Below are 17,153 nucleotides of genomic sequence, written 5' to 3'. Positions count from 1 at the left end.
GGGTGGAACGAGTGCGGGGCCGGCGAACCGGCCCCGTCGGGGTCACCAGCGTTCCATGGTTTCGGCGAGGCGCTGGGGCTCGATGCGAGCCCCGACGTGCACGTTACAACGCGTCGGATGGGTCGCTCATGGCACGCAGCTTGGCGAAGGCAGCGATTATGTCGTCACGATCGAGCGGCTCGGCGTCGGGGGCGCGATCGGTGATGAACTCGTCGGCCAGGGAGGCGTTGGTCCGGGCGGCGAACCAGGCCGCCATTTCGGCGGAGCTGTTGTAGCCTCCGGCGCAGGTCCAGTCCGCGATCATGGCCAGGAAGGCGGCGTCGGCGGTCGGGTAGGCGATGCCGGCGTGGGCGTTGACGGTCATCGTTGGCTCCATTCTCGGTCCGGATCGCCCCGGAAGGCCTCGGCTTGGTGCCGATGGGTCATTGCATACAGCAATCTGCTGCATCCGTCAATCAAGTCTTTCTCTGATCTTGGTAATTTTGATTAGGGTGCCGGTTCGAATGCGCTCTGCTGCTTCGACAGTCGTGCGGATCTCTTCAGGAGCTAAAGTGACGTCTATGCGACGGATGCGATGGACGGTACGCTGCATTTCATGCAGGTCGCGTTGCATCTCAGGCGAACCTGCGAACGCATCCATCCCCGTAATCTCTTGAACGCGTCGTAGGCCGTTCTCGAGAGAGGTCATTGCCGACTGCAGCGTATGACGCAGTGCCATCTGCGCCCGGTATGCATCTAGATCTGCGTCGTTTCCGCTTCGGAGCCCAGGCGATGGCATAAAGCCATCAGTGGCCCAGAGCCGGGCCGCTGCTTCCAGATGCCGAAATGCAGATTTTATGTCGTAGTCGACGTCCGACCATCTGGCGTCGGGCATTTTGAGATTTCTCCTTCTACCGTATTCTTGCTGCTGAGTATGGCATCAGCATGTCGGCTCGATCGTCGAGGGTAATAATTATCGAACAAAGTAAAGCCCTGCCGGTGACCCGTACGTGATGGCCTCCAATCGACGGCTCGGCCGAGCCGCCTAAGCGCGAGCCTTGCCGTTAGCTTTTTTGTTCAGCCACTGAATGCCTGCCAGGAGCAGTGCGCCGAGGAACATCGTGGTCAACCACGGTAGTCTCTCGAACGTCACCTCCAAACGGGTCATCCAACCAGTGCCCTCGACGTTGGCTGTCGGTAGGGGAGGGCCTTCCAGATAGATCGGTAGGTTGCACGTGGGGACCCCACTTGCGAGCCGTTGGAAATTGGACGAGCGAGGATTGCAGTATGCGGCGAGCCTCTGATCCAGGTCAGGGTTCGCTGCCATCAGGCGTATCCAGGCTGCAGCGTCTGGCCTAGCGGCGTAGGCTGCAATCTGGTTCGTCACGGTCGCTTGATAGCCGGAGCCGAGATGGTAGCCGACACCTAGACCGAGTAGGACCGCGATGCAGACAGCGCTAGCAAGGAGGCCTGCTCGGCGCACCTGGCCGGCGGCGAGCTGCTCACGCATCATGTCACGTGCTACGGACGCGATCTGGGCGCCGACTGCTTCAGACATTTCCGCATGTCGGGCCTCGACCTGCGCAACGGCAGCCTCGACGACCTTGCCGGTTGCGACCTTTGCCGCGGATCGTATGGCGCCGGCGGCGTTCCGGCCGGCTTTATCGAGCATCGGGGGGAGGGTGGTCGACAGTCGGACCAGATCGTCGACGGTCCGTCCGATCCGGGCGCCCACGAACAGCGTGATGCCGAGCGCGTCGTCGAGGACGATCCCACTCGCCTTCGCGACTTCGTAGGCGCGCTCGATCTCGTCGTCAGGGAGGCCGTAGAGGGTCCGCCCGACGGCGAACCACCGCTCCTTAATTGCGATCCCATTATCCAGGCTACGCAGCTCGGCGCTCATTCCCCCGCCCTTCGTTCTGTAGATGGGCCTGTGGCCTTGGCCACAGGCCCATCATTACGCCCTCGGCTCAGGCGGCCTTCGCTACCGGCGCGAGCTTCAGGAAATCGCGGAGTGGAGAGACCTCGTCGGCGAACTGCTCGAGGTACGCTTTCAGGCGCATCCGTTCCGCGATCCGGAGGCGCGTCACCTCGTTGAGCTGTGCCAGCGGCACCCGTTCGAACTCGGCGAGGGCGAACGCGCCCCCGGGGACACGTGGAAACGACACGATCGGGTAGCCGAGGGGTTCCAGGATCGCCGACTTGATCCTACCGCCGCGCTCGCTCCTTGTGCCGTCCTTTGCCGTGAACTCGTGGCCATGGAGCCAGATGAAATCCTCCGGATCTCCGAAGAACAGATTTTGGACGATGACGTGATCTGCCAACATCTCGGAGGACGGACCTGGCTGTCTGTTGGCTGCGGTTGCGTCGAGATAGTCACCGACGGAGTACAACGCCTCTTCGATGTTTGAAATTACGTGCACGAAAACAGGCCGATAGCCCATCTCGTCAGCTGCTCGGCAGAGGCGACCGAGCGACTGCTGGCCATTGTCGACGATCTCGGTCAGCGATCCGAGCGAGCCGCCAGCAAGATCATGGAGGACGATGTCGGCTCCCTGATCGAGGCTATCTAGCAGGATGTCGCGCTCTTTTTCCGAACGAATATCGTAGTATTTGCAGGCGGTTGCCGGATCCTGGATGTCAGCGATCGTGCCATCCTCGGCCTTTGCCCCGAAAACTTTGACCAATCCGCCCACCGATCCGTCGCCATCGTAGGCGGCTACGGCGAGGCCTAGGTCGTAGCGGAGATGCGATAGGAGTGAACGGGCGAAAGAGGTTTTCCCGACGCCGCCCTTCTGGCCGACGACCATGAGGAGCAGTTTCTGCGGAGCACGGGAGGATGCGGGTTTGCGAGCCATAGCGCGGGTTTCCTTGTAGCGAGGGGTTCAGAGAGGGCGCTTGAAGCGCGCGGTTGAGGTTGCGTTGGGAGCGGAGGCCGCCGACGGCGCCGGGCTTGAGGCGGAGGATTTCGATGTACGGGCCCGCTCTGGAGGCGGGTCGCCGGCGAGCTCGCGTCGCCGCTCGCGATGGTAGAGCTGCAAACTCGATTGAGAGACTTTGACGCCCTGGCTCGTCAGGTGCTCGGCGATCTGCGCGAACGTGCGTCGCGCCCGCAGTGCCGCTTCGATCTCCTCGTGGAGGTCGTGCACCATTTGTCTGATCGTCGGCGGCCGGTCCGTCGCAGCGCTTGCGAAATCGTTTAGGCCGCGCTTCAGCGTTTCTATGCTGGGCGTCTGAGTTGCCATTGCCGCCTTCCTGTTCGTCGCGGCGATTTGGGCTTGTCCACGCACCTACCCGCCGTCTGAGGTCCAGGTTGGATGCGGGCCATGCAAGACGCAATGGCAGCCTCGTCTTCGTATGCGGGGTCGTTGTCGAGTGGTTTAGCACCCGTCAACGAATTTGATATGCTCTGTCGTTGTTTTCCTTGCGCTTTCCTGTGACGTTACCCCTGCCGATCCGCTGCTGAAATTTTTGCGACCCTGATTGTGGTCAGCTCTGTGCATACGGTTGTCGGCTTCGATGTGGGCGAGGTCGACGCCTCGTCTTAGAATTTCGTTCGCACTTCCGACAACGTCCCCTTGCGGCTTGCATGATCTCCGCCCAAGCTTGGTTTGCGAGGGTTCGTTGTCAGCACACACTACGCACCTCCGGTGGGGTGTTTGCGGCCACGGGCCGCGAAAGCGCTTTCGGAGCACGTGCTTAGGGTGGCCAGGAGGAAGTTGGTGGCGCGGATCAGGGTGACGATCGACGACGACCTCCTCGCGGCCGCCGAGGCGATCGCACGAGCGCGCAAAGTCGACCTAGGCCGGATCCTAGAGGAGGGGATCCGGGTCCTCATCAACCCCGTACCCTCCCATCAGGACTACCGCGAGTTGTCCGACAGCGTAGCCGCAATCGCGGAATTCGTCGGCGCGCAGTGGGCCCTTATGCCCGGAGCAGAAGGCAACCCGATCATCGGCAACGCCGGCACATACGAGGATGGCAGGCACGAGGTGGCATACGACACCCGGGCAGCACTCGTGGAGCAGGCCTGAGACAGCTCTCGACCAAGCGAGACACAAATCACGACCTAAGGAGCGCGCAAACGATGTTCGAGGCAACACCAACCGCATACATGGCCACCGGCGAACGCTGCCCAGGCGATCTGGATGCGAGGTTCACCGCACCTCCACATCTGCAGGAAGTCTGGTCCGCTGGCGATGACGTCCTGCGGGCGCGCCTTCGGGCTCGTCACGATGCTGCCGTCGCTATCGTTGTCGCGGCCGGCATCGAAACCGGTTTGATCCCGTCAGACACCGACATCCTCCCGTCGCGCTTCGCCCTTGAGAGCTACCTCGATCTCCCAACGCTTGATGCGAAAGACGAGGTTGCTATCCGCAACGCTGCCGACGAGATTGGCGCGGCGTATCTGGCGGCCCTGCGGGTTTAGGATCACTGAGGGCTGGCCGTGTTTACGTGCTACCGCGTCACGAGCATCGAATATTACGAAAAACGTGCGGCGGAAGCCGAGCGTGATGCCGTGCGCGAACCCAATCCCGGCGACCTCCAATACTATCACGACAATGGGGCCAGCGAGAGAACCGGCCAATGGTGGGCGTCCGCTGGGTGGTCTGGACAGATCAATGGTGTGGTAGATAGAGGAGAAATCGATGTCGGCAGCTTGCGAGATCTAGCGCAAGGCATCGATCCTGAGACAGGTGCCGCTTTAATACAGCAGACCAAGGCTCGGCGTACGGTCGGATATGATTGCCAGATGGCCGCACCCAAGACCGTGAGCGTTCTTTGGGCGGTCGCTGACGAGCGCGCGAGGGGGCGGATCGAGCAGATTCATGCCGATGCCGTTCGTGCAGCGCTGGATTGGGCGCAGGACCAGGGCCTCGTGATCACCAGACGAGGCAGTGGCGGCGAGACTCATGAAGCGGTCCGGGAGGTTGCTGCTGCAACGTACCTGCACACGACGTCACGGGCTGGCGATCCACAGCTGCATAGTCATGCTGTCATCGTGAATATATGCGTCAGGGCCGATGGCTCTACTGGAACAATCGATAATATCGATCTACTGAACTACCAGGGGGCCATCGGAGCATATTATCGGACAGCCTTGGCATCGGGGCTGCGAGAAGAATTCGGTTGGCAGCCTATCCGGAAGGAGCGCAATTTCGAAATTGCAGGCATCGGCGACAATCTGGTGTCCATGTTCTCCAAACGTCGCATGCAGATCGAAGAGATTGCGGAGGCCCGAGGCTATGATACCGCCACCTCCCGAGAGGCGGCACAGTATGCGAACTTGGCGTCCCGCGGGACCAAGGACGACCTAGCTCCGCTCGAGGATTTGGAGCGCGATTGGCACAGGCAGATCGTCGACGAGGGGCTCGACTACGCCGCGATCTGGGATCAGGCCGAGGAAGGCGCCCGCCTGTTCCATCCCTCCCGCCCGTCCGTCTTGCCCCACGAAACGCTCGAGCAGCGGCAGGATCGGATCCTCTTGACGGCCTTCGAGACGCTGTTGGCGACCTCTACCGTCATTGAGGAGCGGCACCTGCTCCAGACGGCTCTCGAGGCGCTGCAGTGTGAGGTTGATGCACCGAGCGCTACCCGGGCGATCGAGCGTCTCTCGTCGTCCGGTCTCCTAGTCGAACTCGGGCGGCATAAGGACCGCCCGGTCTACACCACCCAGAGCATGATCGACCTCGAAACGGGGATGATCGCTGCTGCCGTTGCCCGCAAGGGAGAGCGGGAATTCGTTCAGTCGGAACGGGTCGAAGCCGCGCTTGCCGCGCGGCCTACGATGTCGGCCGAGCAGATGGACGCTGTCCGGCACGCCCTGAACACCGACGGTGTTGCGGTCGTCGAGGGCCACGCGGGCTCGGGAAAATCGTTTTCCAGCGGGGCGATCGCCGAAGCGGCACGCGAGGCAGGACTGGAGGTCCACACGATCGCGCCAAGCTGGAAGGCGACCGAGGTTGTCCGTAGCGACACCGACACGACCGAGGAGATGGCTCGTGCCGTGGCAAAGTTCCTCCACGAGGCTCGATCAGGCGATCGCCATATAGGCCGGAACAGCGTCATCATCCTCGACGAGGGCGGGATGGTCGGTCTGCGCGAGATGGCCGAGATCGCCCGCATCGCCGAGGAAGCCGGTGCGAAGCTGGTGATCGCCGGCGATACTCGCCAGCTGAAGCCTGTCGCGGCCGGAGCCCCAATGGAGCTCCTGCGGCAGCATCTCGGATCCTCCGAAATCACCGAGATCCGTCGGCAGCGAGAAGGCTGGATGCGGCAGGCCTCCACCGATCTTGCCACCGGGAAGATCGAAGCGGCCGTCGATCTGTACGACAAGGCCGGCAAGGTCCATTGGATCGCCGGTCGAGATGCGACGTTTGCCGCACTGGCTCGTGATTGGGTCGAGGACGTCCGCCAGAGACCAGACGAGAGCCGGATCGTCCTGGCGCGCCGGAACGCCGACGTGAACCGCCTGAACGAGCTGCTGCGTGCTGAGTATGCTGCGCTGGGCAAGCTCGGGGATGAGGCTGTCACCATCAAGGCGGTCGCGCGCGGCAACGGAGGGGCAGCCGTCGATCTCGAGCTACGAGTTGGCGATCGGGTGTTTTTTGGAGAGGGGGTCAACGTCCGAGGGCACCGCATCAACAATGCCGATCTCGCCACCGTCGTGGCGGTCCGCGATGGTCGGGACCCTGTGCTGACAGTTCGGCTCGACAAAGGCGCGGAGGTATTCGCCCGAGCCACGGAGTTTGCAGGTTGGCGGCCTGAGGGTGAGGCTCCCGTGCCTCGCATCCAGTACGCTCTCGCTACCTCGATCCATGCAAGCCAGGGCGCAACCGTCGATCGGACGTTCGTCGCAGAGTCGGGCGGCATGGGCCGTGAATCGCTGTACGTGGCTATGACGCGTCACCGTCAGGACGCCCGGCTCTACGTTGAGACAGCTAGGATCGAGGACACGCTCTCATCCCGTAAGGGGGTCACAGTCGCCGCGTCGAGGACCGGCGCATCGATACCGGACGCCGGAGACGTCGATCGGCTCGCCGCTACCCAGAACGATATCAAGCGCTACGCGGTCGCGACCTGGTCCAGCCCGGAGACCAAGCGAAACGTCACGGATTTTGCCAAGCTCGATCTAAAGGCGCCTGCTGCTGCCCGGGTTATGCTCGAGCACCTGCGAGCGGGGCGGCACGCGATCCTCGACCGGTCGACGCCCAGTGGTCCTGAGATCCGCCTGGAACGCCAGTCCCAGATCCCGGTATCGGATAGGGCCGCCCCTGCCGTGCCGCCAGCTGCACGGGTCCCTATGATCCGCCAAGCGCCTCCAACGGCTGGTAGGTCGGCGCCCGAGGCGCCCAAGAGTGTCCCTCCGCGGCTCCAGGCGGCGTTCGAGCGAGGCCGGGAGCTTGCCCGGTCCGGTGTCGTGCCTCCCAGGCAGAGCCTGCGCATCAGCGACGACGAGAAGGCGAAATTCCTGAAAACCGACCTCGCAGAGTTCGCGCAGGCACACGGGTACCGCATCGACAGCAGCTACAGCCATCGGGGTCAGATCGGGCGGGACCCAGTCAAAATCGATGGTCGATCGCAGCTCGGCTGGAGGCTGGTGGCACCGAACGGCGACAAGCTGGTCATTGCGCCGGGCTCAAATCATGACATGTTCTTCAACTGGTTCCGCAAAGATCAGCAGGGTTGGTCGGGCAACATCCTGACCTTCACCAACTCCGAGCTCGGTCTCAAGAAGCCGGGTGAGAACCTGCACTATTTGCGCGACAAGCTCGGTACGGGTCCTAAAACTTCGTCTGCCCAACCTGCGTTCCGCGAACGGGTCGAACAGGAGTCGACGCCGGCGATCGTCGATCCGACGCGGATCCGTCGGACGTGGTCGAAAATGGAGCCTGGTCACAACAGCCGGTACCTCGTCGAGGAACGGGGTTTAAGGCCGGAGCTCCTGGCGCAGTTTCGAGCGACAATCCGGACCGAGCCCGAGTCCTGGACGAAAAGCTCGAACCGCGGAGGCGTCGCGTTCGCGCACGTCGACGAGGAAGGACGGATCTGCGGCTATGAGCGGAAGGGCTGGGGCATCCAGTCCGAGGGCAAGCGGTCATTCTCGCAGTTCAGCGCAAACGGATCCAAGACCCTCGCCCTGCACGGTGACACCAGGGCGCCGGCGCACGTGGTCATCGCCGAGAACTCGATCGACGGCATGAGCTACGTCCAGCACGCGGGCATCAAGGGCAACGTGCTCGTCGTTTCGACCTGCGGGAATCCATCCGCCCAGGCCCTCGATCTCCTTGCCCGCAAGGCGAGCGAGTTCAAGAGTGCCAAGTTCGAGATTGCGCGGGACGCGGACAAGGGTGGCGAGGCATGGACCGGTGCCATCAAGGCTGCGATCCACCTCGGAGCTCCAGACGCCAAGGTTGCCGTCCGGGCTCCAGAGGATCGCTACAAAGACTGGAACAACCAGATCCGGGACCTCAGCCGCACCGACGAGGTTTCTCGCAACAAGGCACGGCTCGCGGAAGCCCCATCTGCTCCCCCTTCATCCTCAGACGACAAAAGGGCAAAGCCGCAGCAGACCGAGCGGCACGTTCCAAAGCTCTGACCGCCTATGTGGGCTCCTATCCAGCGAGAAGGGAGGAGAGGGGACGATCCTCTGGGGCGCGGCAGCGCTCGTTGCCTCACTGTCCCCTTGTGACAGTACGAATTTGGCAATGCCATGCTGAACCGTGATACGTCTTCAACTGTCGGAGTGATGTAGACGCAGCTGTAATCATGTCACCGACACGCTGTTTCATTGAGTCAGTGACTCAGTATAGTGGGGGATGTGAGTGAGTTCCGAGCCAACTGGTACGTCCCGCAAAATGATCACGTCCAGCGTCGTTCTTCTCGAAGAGCAGCGGGAGCTGTTGGTGGACGTCGCGGCAGCGCGTACCGCGAAATCCGGGCGCCGTTTTTCCATGTCGGATGTCATACGGGAACTAGTGGAAGGTGCTCGTAACAGCTTCGAGGCAGAGACGACCGAGTACTATCGTCGTCGAGCTAACAAAGGATCGAGCGATAAAGCGTAAGAGAGTTGGATGTAAGCGGCCGTTAAACATCGTTTCTGCATCTTAACCTCATTCTGACGATTCCATACATTTAAGATTTGGCGCCTAGAGTGCTGCCCGCGTTTTGCGGATCGATGTCGCTTGTCTTTGGAGGGCGAAAACGGTGGGGTTTTTGTTTCTGATTGCGAGCTTGTTCTGGGTATTTTTTGCGGGTTTGTCCGCTGTATCTTTGTTCTTGTTTGTTTTTTCGGTCAATAAATTCATCAACCCCGGATTTATGTTAGCTAATGCGGCGATTGTCGTAGGAGTTTTGCCGCTGTTGTATGCAGTCGGTGCTGCCGCAGCAGCAATATCAACTAGACAGCCCATTATGTTGTTGGTCTATCTGGTGCTTTGGCCATTCCAGATGGTACGAGTCCTGTCGCAGCATTCTATAATCTCTGGCGTCGGCTCTGTATCGCAGTTCATAGCAAAAGATAAGCGATACGAAAGTTTCAGAACAGAGAGAGAAGACTGGTTGCGCCTTGTGAGTCCTGGTCATTCACTTAGTGAGAGACTGCTCGCGGAGTCAGATCGGTTGATGCCGCGGATGATCCTCAAGTGGCTTGAGGCGTGGGCTTGCGCCTTCGGTGTGATCTTTCTCGGCTTGTTTGCGGCAGGATCGGCTGGCTCAAGCCCGGGCCATCTGAGCTTCGGGATCGGCAACCTCTTCGCGGTTGATCCTGCTACGGCAGTCGCCCTCCCTGGTGGCCAACGCGTATCGTTTCGTCTGAAATTCATGAGCGAATTCAAGCCGGTAGCTGGGCTCTCGTCGGCAGCATGGGGGAAAATGGTCGAGGCCGTCCGCAGCGATTTCGCTCGGACGGGCGACCAAGTGGACGCGTGGAAGACGGTGCAAGCTCTTGAGGCGCAACCGTCAGTGACAAGGCCAGAGAAGGCACTCCGGGATCACTCGCACGACCTGGGCACCGGCATAGTTGCGCTTCCGGCGCAGGGCCGCGAGGCGATCCTTATCGGCTTCGTCGATGGCCGATGGGGATGGGTCACGATCGACCGGCGCACCAACTGCGCTGTCATCCTGGGCCCGGATCTGCCTGGCTGCGGCCGCCACCAGATCACCGACCAACGCGCCTACGACATGGCCGCGCTTGATCCTAAGCAGAGCGACGGCCGCGTCTACGTTCCGGTGCGGGCGTCCTCAGGTCGTTCCGACAGCTACGTCTTCGAGCAGTAGTTGGAGTTCGGGTCATGCGTCACGTTAAAGTGGACCTGACGACCGCTACGCACGTCGGCAGAGTCATCCAAGGCGTTCGCCAGAAGGTTTCGACTGGGAGCCCGGCTTCTATAGGGGAGCGGGTCGGCAGTCGTGTTGATGGAGCTAGGATGTTCCTGGCGGCGAGCAAGGCGCGCCTATGGTCTCCCGACCCGAAATCCTCGCTCGATACCTGGGCTGACGAACAGGGGGAGGCTGCCTACCTCGACCTTGAGGAGCGGTACGCCCGCCATCCGAACGCCCTGCTCCGCGGCGACATGGCCGATCTCCTGAACCATTCTCTCAAGATCTGGCCCCCAAAGCGCTTCCCTACGCTGTACCAGCCCATCCCACCGGATCTACGAAACCCAATTCACTGGGATGGTAAGGTGTTGGGTGGTCAGGAGGTCCCTACGACCGCACGAAGGCACCTATCTCCGGAGGTGTATTCTGCAGCCGTTTCCGCCGCTTCGAAGAATGCTAGGATCCTGACAAAATGGATCCGCACCGTGTTGCTGGTGCCCGGAGTCGGACTCGCTCTCCTATACGCCGCGACGGTGTTCAGCGCGGGCGTTGGTTTCCCCAAATGGGCCGCCGCCGCAGGCTTCTACGGACCTGTCTTCGGTTGGTACCTGTCCCTTATTATCGATACCGCGGTGCTGGGAGGCCTAGCTGCTGGACTGGCACTTCTTGCGAGCCGGCTGGCCTTCCGCCCCTTCGTTCTATTCGGGACAAACCGGATCCTGGAGCGCTTCTTCGATCGCGTGCAAGCGCCGCTCCTCTTGCCGTGTCGCGACTCCAAGTTGGTCTATGCGCAAAAGGAGACCCAACGGGACGAGGAGTATCTCGCCTACACGAGGCAAGTCCGCGCAGCCAACGACGAGCGGCGACCTCTTACACGAGTTCTCCTCCCGGTTGCCCGCGCTCGGGGTACGCTACGCTCCCGAGGCATCATGCAGGCACCGGTACGCGACGCACAGATGTGCCTGGATGGCGAAAGCATCCGCCAGCATGTGTTGATCCTAGGTGGCACGGGGTCAGGTAAAACGCGGCTCGTGATCCGGCCGCTCTCGTCGCGCATCATGACGGCTGATTGGGGATCTGATCGCCGGATCGGTGCCTACATCACAGATGGTAAAGGCACGCTCTGGAAGGATCTTCTGTTCGTACCCGGAGTTGCAGACCGGACTGACATCCGCGTGGTCGGGGCCGGGTTCTACGATGTGAGGCGACCGGATGGCTCAGTAGCTCGCGTAGCAACGTACGGCTGCAATCTGGTCCAAGGTATGGAGCCGAGCGAAATCGGCGACATGTTCGAGGCTATATATTCCCAACTTGGTGGGCGAAGCGACAAAGAGACATTTTGGGTCCGCAATGCTGCCGTGGCTATGCAGCATGGCGCTTCGATTGCGAAATTTGTTGCAAATTGCGAAGACGAATCTTTACGTGATTATTTTGAAGATGACTTGAAAACCTCTCCCTATACGCTACTTGGTATTGCGCAGATCGTATACGATTGCAACGGTCCAGATTCACTTCTGAATCGTTGTGTCGATTTTGCTCTCGCTAAAAGTCGCATGAATCCTGAAACTGTTCCGGCGGGACTGAATGATGCGCTAGATTGGGTCAAGAATTCTTGGATGGTAATGGCGGTTGAAACGCGTTCGAGCGTTCTCGCCAACATCGGTACAGTCATTCAGAAGTTGACGGGGTCTCCTAAACTGGCGAAGGCGTTCTGCCAGTACACGCTCCAGCCCAACGACGTGGTCGATGTCGATCATGCATTGAACGGCGGTATTTTGATGATCGCGGTTGGCGAGGATGAATTTGGCATAGCAGGGAAGATCATTACCTGTTGTCTTAAAACTCGTCTTTACATCAAGGCAAAAAGACGGCTTCAGGTGGAAGGACGTGAAGCGCGGGAGCAAGTTTCCGTGGCGATGATCGCCGATGAGTTCCAGCTTCTGGCTACGACAGGCGCAGAAAGTGACGAAACTTTTTGGAATACTGCTCGAGAGACCGGTGTGTTTGCAGTAGTAGCGACACAAAGCATTGCAGCCTTAAATGCCAGGATCGGAGAGAGCGCAACAAATAATCTAATGGATTTGTTTAGAAGTAAAATCGTCTTAGCTACTGAGGAAAAATTGACACAGGAGTATTGTCAGAGGCTTGCTGGAAATGTTCTGCTCGGATGGAAGACCGAGGATAAATTCTTTGAAACAATTCACGAGAGAGAGAAACTATACCCCGATGTCGGCTATGATCGGATAGAGACCTCCAGTTTGGACGGACTGGTCCCCACTAAACTCGCTCTACAAATCAAATTTGTTGCCGACATTATTCCACAAGACAACCGTTTCGTCGATCAGTATTCAACGGGGGAAAAAGGGCAAGACGTGAATGCCCGCGTCAATGCCATGAAGGAAGCTTGGAATCGCTTCGTAGATCGAAATCAGTCTCAATTGACCAACGGTCTTAAGGAAGTTCCTGCGCTACATGCTGCAGAGCTTAATCGAGGTAGCGGTATCGGTTTCGTCTACCTGCAGCGGGCTGGCGGCGTTCGACTCGACGTCGTGGACTTCGAGGGGGTCTGATTGATGGATGCAGCGGGTTCCAATAGCGAGGGCACGACCCCGGTGAATGTCCGGATCGCTGAAGGCCGAGCCTACGAGGAGGCAAAGCGGCTAGAGGTGGACCGTCAGTTCGCGCGGCGGGCCGCAGAAGGGCACCGCCAATCGGAGGCAGGACGCGTTCAAGAGCAGGCCCGCATAGCGAAAGAAGGCGCGGTGCGGCTGTCGGCCTTCACCGCTCGGCAGCAGGCTGATCAGACGGCACGTGCTCGATTTGAAGATGCTGCGCATGCCGCAGGTGCGCAGAAGCAGGAAGATCTCGTTGCGGAATTGCGCCGCAGCGCGAGGGCAGATGATTCTGAGGTGGGTGGCACCCGCCAGCAAGCTCAGAGCTTGCCGCGGCCTGTACCGGCATCTCTTCCCCGTCCCTCTAACGCAGTCCGTGGGACGCTTCCGCAGGATGACCTTCGATCGGCCTATCCGGTGCATCAAGGGGATACGTCCCAGCGGCAGCCGGCGTCGACACGGCATGCCGACATGCGCCCTCCCGTTGCCGGAGTTCACGTTCGGCCTTCTACGGAACGCCGCGCGGAGGCGCCGCGGCCGGCCCAACTTCCCGTACAGGCTCCTGTAGTTACGTCCGTAGTGCAGGATGGCCAACGTAGAGACGGGGTGGCTTCTTCGGCGCATCAGCATCTGCACGACGCCTTTCAGCGTTTCGTAGATCCCTCTACGAAGGATCGGGAAAACCGCTCGATCCAGAATGCAGTGCGCGGGACGCTGCGGTTGTTGGATCGCGAAGGTGCAGACGGTCCTACTGACGAGAGGCGACGCGAACTCCAGCATGGCGTTGCAACAATTCTTAATGGGTTGTCGTCAGGGCAGCGCCATACAGCTGAATATTCCTATGCTTTGAAGCAGATTTCAAAAGCCGCTGCCGATGAAATCGGACGCAGCGCTGAGCTTCAGAAGGAAAACTATCGAAATGGTATTGGGTTGTCTGAAGGATCTGATCTGAACCAAGAGATTCACAAGCTCAATCGCGCATCACAGAGCGCTCAGAAATTTTCTGATTCCATGTCAGATCGTCATAATGAGCAATATGGAAACTACAAGTTTCATATGCGCAAGCTGACTATGTCGGACGGCACGCAGTGGGAAGTGAAGGATCGAGAGAAAGCCGTCCTTGAAGCTTCTCAGGCTGGCAAAAATATCCCGCCTCCGGAGCCTATGGTTCTCGAAAGCCGTTACTTCTCCCTTGAAACACGAGTCCTAGAGGCGGGCGCGCGCAACGTACCAGGATGGCAGTCCGAGCATCAGAGAGCGGCATCACAACGTGACAATTCATTCGATGCCCACGACACGAAATTGTCCTGCCTCGCAGACTACTACAGAGGCTCTGAGATCAATCGTCCCATATCGGCCGAATATGTTGACCGGCGGCGTGATTATCTAAAGGCTTGTCGTGAGCGGGATATTTCTGCAGATCGGCTTGATATGATGAAACGAGATCCATACGCGGCTCAAAATTCCAAGGAGATCGAGAAAATCAGATTGCAAGTTTTCGATCTGAGCTATGATGTCAATGCCGCTAAGCAGTCTATGGATAAAGCATGGATCGCCTACAAGGAGTCGGGAGAAGGCGGAGTATTCAAGCGCAACGATAAGGGTGAGCGGATTCAATTCGATCTTGTTGGGGGCTCAAACGCGTCTGCCGTGGTCTCCAGGAATCGTTCTGCATCTGGAAAGGAAGAAGGACGTGCCGAGCAGCAGGGCCGCGGATCACATGTGCCGGTAGATATGCCTCCCTCGGAGCGTCGGTTTCGCGAGCAAATGGCTGCTGCGGATGCGGTAGAAAACAGGCCTACCGTAGCAAGTTGGAAAATGTAATGCGGCTGCCGCTGTAGGATTCGGGTTATGCTCTCGCGCTGTGTCCTTCTGTGTTCCCTGATGCTGCCAGGACTGGCGATGGCTCAAGTCGGGCCCGATACACCTGCCAAGGCCTTGGCTCGTGATCAAATGCGGCTGCAGCGGCATCTCCTGAACCCACCGGGGTTGGTTGCGCGGCCTTCAGGACCTGTCGCCGTTCAAGCTCCGGTTGCCCCCCTAATCAGGGCAACCATACCGCCGTCTGCACCCGCTGCTTCGGCCGGACTGCCTTCGCCCACCCCCCAAGAGAGCGGCCCGGTTGTCGCTCCGGACGTTCCGCCGGCAGCCGCTCGGCCAAGCTCCGTCGAAGCGAGCCGACCGCCAGTGGCTCCGACTGCGCCAATCCCAACAACGGGAGCGGCGTCGGCAACCCCAGCTGAGACACCACGTCCCACAGCCGCGAAGGCGGCAGACGCGACGTTCTCGGGCCCCCTAGCGCCCTCACAGGCCACTCCCTCACTTGAGGTCTCTCCTCCTCCGGCCCCTGCCGCACCTCCAGCGCCCCGCAAGCTCAAGGTCGACCTATAGAGAGCGTCCGAACCTCGTTCCCCCTTCCTCTGATGGCACGTCGTCCGAGTTTTCCACAGGCTCGGCCGATTGACCTCAGGAACGCGGATGTTCTTATTCCGTTCTCACCCGAGGCGGAGGACCCATCATGCTCCCGGCGGTCATCACGTATAGCTTACCCGCTGCCCTACCTATGCTCGCGCGACCGGTTCGGGCGGGCTTCCCATCGCCGGCCGACGATTTCATCGAGCAGGCGATCGATCTGCAGTCCCTCCTGATTGCCAATCGCGCCGCCACCTTCCTGGTGCGGGGCGCCGGCGACAGCATGCTGCTCGCTCAGCTGTTCGACGGGGATATCGCGATCGTCGATCGCTCGCTCTCACCGACCGACGGTGACGTGGTCGTTGTGGACGTGGACGGAGAGCGAAGCTTCAAGGTCTGGAGCCGTCGCGGGCATCGTGTCCGGCTGGCGTTTGCGAACCCGCGTTTCCCCGAGTTCGAGCTTTCACCCGACGCCGTAGTCGAGGTCTGGGGCGTCGTTTCGGGCTCCGTCAGCCCGCGCCGCCGTTCCGCTCGGCGAGCCTGACTTCGTGGAACGGACCTATGCCCTCAGCGATGGCAACAGTTTCTATTGCTCCTGCGAGCGGGTGTTCGACCCGAAGCTCGCCCGGGTACCGGTCATCGTTCTGAGCAACAACGACGGTTGTGCCATCGCGCGTACGGCCGAGGCGAAGGCCGTCGGCATCAAGATGGGCGATCCCTGGTTCAAGATCCGCCAGCTCTGCCGCGATCAGGGCGTTCGGGTCTACTCCTCCAACTACGCGCTCTATGGCGACATGAGCGCCCGCGTGAACGAGGTGTACCGACGCTTCTCCCCGCGGATCGAGGTGTACTCGATCGATGAGAGCTTCCTCGATCTCTCCGACGTCCGGCCGGCGGAGCGGTTCGAGCTCGCCAGCGATTTGCGTGGAACAGTCCACAGGTGGACTGGTGTACCGACCTGCGTCGGCATCGGTTCGACTAAGACCTTGGCCAAGCTTGCGAACCATATCGCCAAGACGCATCCTGACCTCGGTGGCGTGTGCGATCTGACGGATCCGCAGGTATACGATCATTGGGTGGTTCGGATCCCGCCGGGTGAGATTTGGGGTGTGGGGGCGTCGACGCTGCGCAAGCTGGAGGCGCTCGGCTGCGATAGCGTCGCCGACGTACGCGACTTGGATCCGCGAGCTGCTCGCAAGCTCCTGACCGTCGTCGGCGAGCGCCTGGTCTACGAGCTCCGTGGCATTCCCTGCCTCGACCTTGAGACGGTAGCGCCGACTCGGAAGGGCTGCGCGGTCACGCGCTCGTTCTCCGAGCGCGTCGAGGACCTCGCTACCATGGAGCAGGCGCTGGCCGCGCACGCCGCGCGCCTTGGCGAAAAGCTTCGTAGAGAGGGCCTCGGAACCGACCACCTGACTGTCTTCTTCCACACGTCCGAGCACGACCGCGATCGCCCGCAGCGCTCGATCTCCACGGTCGTGACGCTGCCGGAGGCGTCGAGCGACACGCTCGTCCTGGCGAAGGCGGCTACGTTCGGCGTCAGGAAGGTCTGGCGGGATGGCTACCGCTACTCGAAGGCTGGCATCGTCACCACCGATCTCATGCCCCTTGAGTCCTCACAGCGCGCGCTCATCGGCGGACTGGACCGAGAGATCGGCGGCCGCCTCATGGAGGCATTGGATGCCTGCAACCGTCGCTTCGGGCGTGGCGCCGTCGTTCCAGCCTCGGCGGGATGGACGAAGGACCGGACGTGGTCCACCAAGTTCGAGCTGCGCTCGCCGCGGTACACGACGCGCATCGACGAGCTGCCGGTCGTCATGGCCGCCTGAC

14 protein-coding genes are annotated in these 17,153 nt (G+C 60.7%); 8 read left to right on the top strand and 6 right to left on the bottom strand.

The annotated features are described in order from the left end of the window. Nucleotides 1–103: 103 nt before the first annotated feature. The 5 genes from MCBMB27_RS28230 to MCBMB27_RS28215 form a co-directional block, all read right to left on the bottom strand. A complete protein-coding gene (locus MCBMB27_RS28230; RefSeq protein ID WP_075382209.1) occupies nucleotides 104–364 on the bottom strand; it encodes a hypothetical protein in 261 nt (86 codons plus the stop codon). Between the two features lie 87 nt (nucleotides 365–451). Beyond that, the gene (locus tag MCBMB27_RS29985) at nucleotides 452–874 is read right to left on the bottom strand and encodes a hypothetical protein (protein ID WP_139231699.1); all 423 of its coding nucleotides are present in this window, start codon (nucleotides 872–874) and stop codon (nucleotides 452–454) included. A 150-nt stretch (nucleotides 875–1,024) separates the two neighbouring features. Beyond that, on the bottom strand, nucleotides 1,025–1,882 hold the full coding sequence (locus MCBMB27_RS28225; protein ID WP_075382208.1) for a hypothetical protein: 858 nt from the start codon (nucleotides 1,880–1,882) through the stop codon (nucleotides 1,025–1,027). A 67-nt stretch (nucleotides 1,883–1,949) separates the two neighbouring features. Then, complete coding sequence (locus tag MCBMB27_RS28220; protein ID WP_139231698.1) at nucleotides 1,950–2,837, bottom strand: nucleotide-binding protein; 888 nt, start codon at nucleotides 2,835–2,837, stop codon at nucleotides 1,950–1,952. A 27-nt stretch (nucleotides 2,838–2,864) separates the two neighbouring features. Then, nucleotides 2,865–3,131 (bottom strand): hypothetical protein, encoded by a 267-nt coding sequence (locus tag MCBMB27_RS28215; RefSeq protein WP_075382206.1) that lies wholly within the window; start codon nucleotides 3,129–3,131, stop codon nucleotides 2,865–2,867. A gap of 552 nt (nucleotides 3,132–3,683) precedes the next feature. Between MCBMB27_RS28215 and MCBMB27_RS28210 the strand changes: the two genes are divergently transcribed. From MCBMB27_RS28210 to MCBMB27_RS28990, 5 genes are all read left to right on the top strand, one after another. Then, nucleotides 3,684–4,013, top strand: coding sequence for a hypothetical protein (locus tag MCBMB27_RS28210; protein WP_139231697.1), 330 nt, complete (start codon nucleotides 3,684–3,686; stop codon nucleotides 4,011–4,013). 53 nt (nucleotides 4,014–4,066) lie between these two features. After that, nucleotides 4,067–4,408, top strand: coding sequence for a hypothetical protein (locus MCBMB27_RS28205; protein WP_139231696.1), 342 nt, complete (start codon nucleotides 4,067–4,069; stop codon nucleotides 4,406–4,408). Nucleotides 4,409–4,426: 18 nt separating this feature from the next. Next, complete coding sequence (gene mobF / locus MCBMB27_RS28200; protein WP_075382203.1) at nucleotides 4,427–8,578, top strand: MobF family relaxase; 4,152 nt, start codon at nucleotides 4,427–4,429, stop codon at nucleotides 8,576–8,578. Between the two features lie 608 nt (nucleotides 8,579–9,186). Beyond that, complete coding sequence (locus tag MCBMB27_RS29980; protein ID WP_139231694.1) at nucleotides 9,187–10,257, top strand: hypothetical protein; 1,071 nt, start codon at nucleotides 9,187–9,189, stop codon at nucleotides 10,255–10,257. Nucleotides 10,258–10,406: 149 nt separating this feature from the next. Next, nucleotides 10,407–12,869 (top strand): type IV secretory system conjugative DNA transfer family protein, encoded by a 2,463-nt coding sequence (locus tag MCBMB27_RS28990; RefSeq protein WP_159020416.1) that lies wholly within the window; start codon nucleotides 10,407–10,409, stop codon nucleotides 12,867–12,869. 90 nt (nucleotides 12,870–12,959) lie between these two features. Here MCBMB27_RS28990 and MCBMB27_RS28185 read toward each other — a convergent pair whose 3' ends face one another. Next, the gene (locus MCBMB27_RS28185; protein WP_075382200.1) at nucleotides 12,960–13,229 is read right to left on the bottom strand and encodes a hypothetical protein; all 270 of its coding nucleotides are present in this window, start codon (nucleotides 13,227–13,229) and stop codon (nucleotides 12,960–12,962) included. Between the two features lie 288 nt (nucleotides 13,230–13,517). Between MCBMB27_RS28185 and MCBMB27_RS29975 the strand changes: the two genes are divergently transcribed. The 3 genes from MCBMB27_RS29975 to MCBMB27_RS28175 all read left to right on the top strand — a co-directional run bounded on the left by MCBMB27_RS29975 (nucleotide 13,518) and on the right by MCBMB27_RS28175 (nucleotide 17,152). After that, on the top strand, nucleotides 13,518–14,735 hold the full coding sequence (locus tag MCBMB27_RS29975) for a hypothetical protein (protein ID WP_139231693.1): 1,218 nt from the start codon (nucleotides 13,518–13,520) through the stop codon (nucleotides 14,733–14,735). A 694-nt stretch (nucleotides 14,736–15,429) separates the two neighbouring features. Further along, a complete protein-coding gene (locus MCBMB27_RS28180; RefSeq protein WP_083683973.1) occupies nucleotides 15,430–15,867 on the top strand; it encodes a LexA family protein in 438 nt (145 codons plus the stop codon). Between the two features lie 4 nt (nucleotides 15,868–15,871). Further along, nucleotides 15,872–17,152: a Y-family DNA polymerase gene (locus MCBMB27_RS28175; RefSeq protein WP_075382198.1), complete on the top strand. Its 1,281-nt coding sequence runs from the start codon at nucleotides 15,872–15,874 to the stop codon at nucleotides 17,150–17,152. Nucleotide 17,153: the final 1 nt, after the last annotated feature.

This window comes from Methylobacterium phyllosphaerae, from assembly GCF_001936175.1.
GTDB lineage: Bacteria > Pseudomonadota > Alphaproteobacteria > Rhizobiales > Beijerinckiaceae > Methylobacterium > Methylobacterium fujisawaense.
The sequence above is the reverse complement of the archived record's forward strand: the minus strand, read 5'-3'. Positions and strand labels throughout refer to the sequence as shown.

Coding starts and splice junctions, on each gene's coding strand:
- MCBMB27_RS28230 (WP_075382209.1), bottom strand. CDS start 364: ATGACCGTCAACGCCCACGCCGGCATCGCCTACCCGACCGCCGACGCC.
- MCBMB27_RS29985 (WP_139231699.1), bottom strand. CDS start 874: ATGCCCGACGCCAGATGGTCGGACGTCGACTACGACATAAAATCTGCA.
- MCBMB27_RS28225 (WP_075382208.1), bottom strand. CDS start 1,882: ATGAGCGCCGAGCTGCGTAGCCTGGATAATGGGATCGCAATTAAGGAG.
- MCBMB27_RS28220 (WP_139231698.1), bottom strand. CDS start 2,837: ATGGCTCGCAAACCCGCATCCTCCCGTGCTCCGCAGAAACTGCTCCTC.
- MCBMB27_RS28215 (WP_075382206.1), bottom strand. CDS start 3,131: ATGGTGCACGACCTCCACGAGGAGATCGAAGCGGCACTGCGGGCGCGA.
- MCBMB27_RS28205 (WP_139231696.1), top strand. CDS start 4,067: ATGTTCGAGGCAACACCAACCGCATACATGGCCACCGGCGAACGCTGC.
- MCBMB27_RS28990 (WP_159020416.1), top strand. CDS start 10,407: ATGTTCCTGGCGGCGAGCAAGGCGCGCCTATGGTCTCCCGACCCGAAA.
- MCBMB27_RS28180 (WP_083683973.1), top strand. CDS start 15,430: ATGCTCCCGGCGGTCATCACGTATAGCTTACCCGCTGCCCTACCTATG.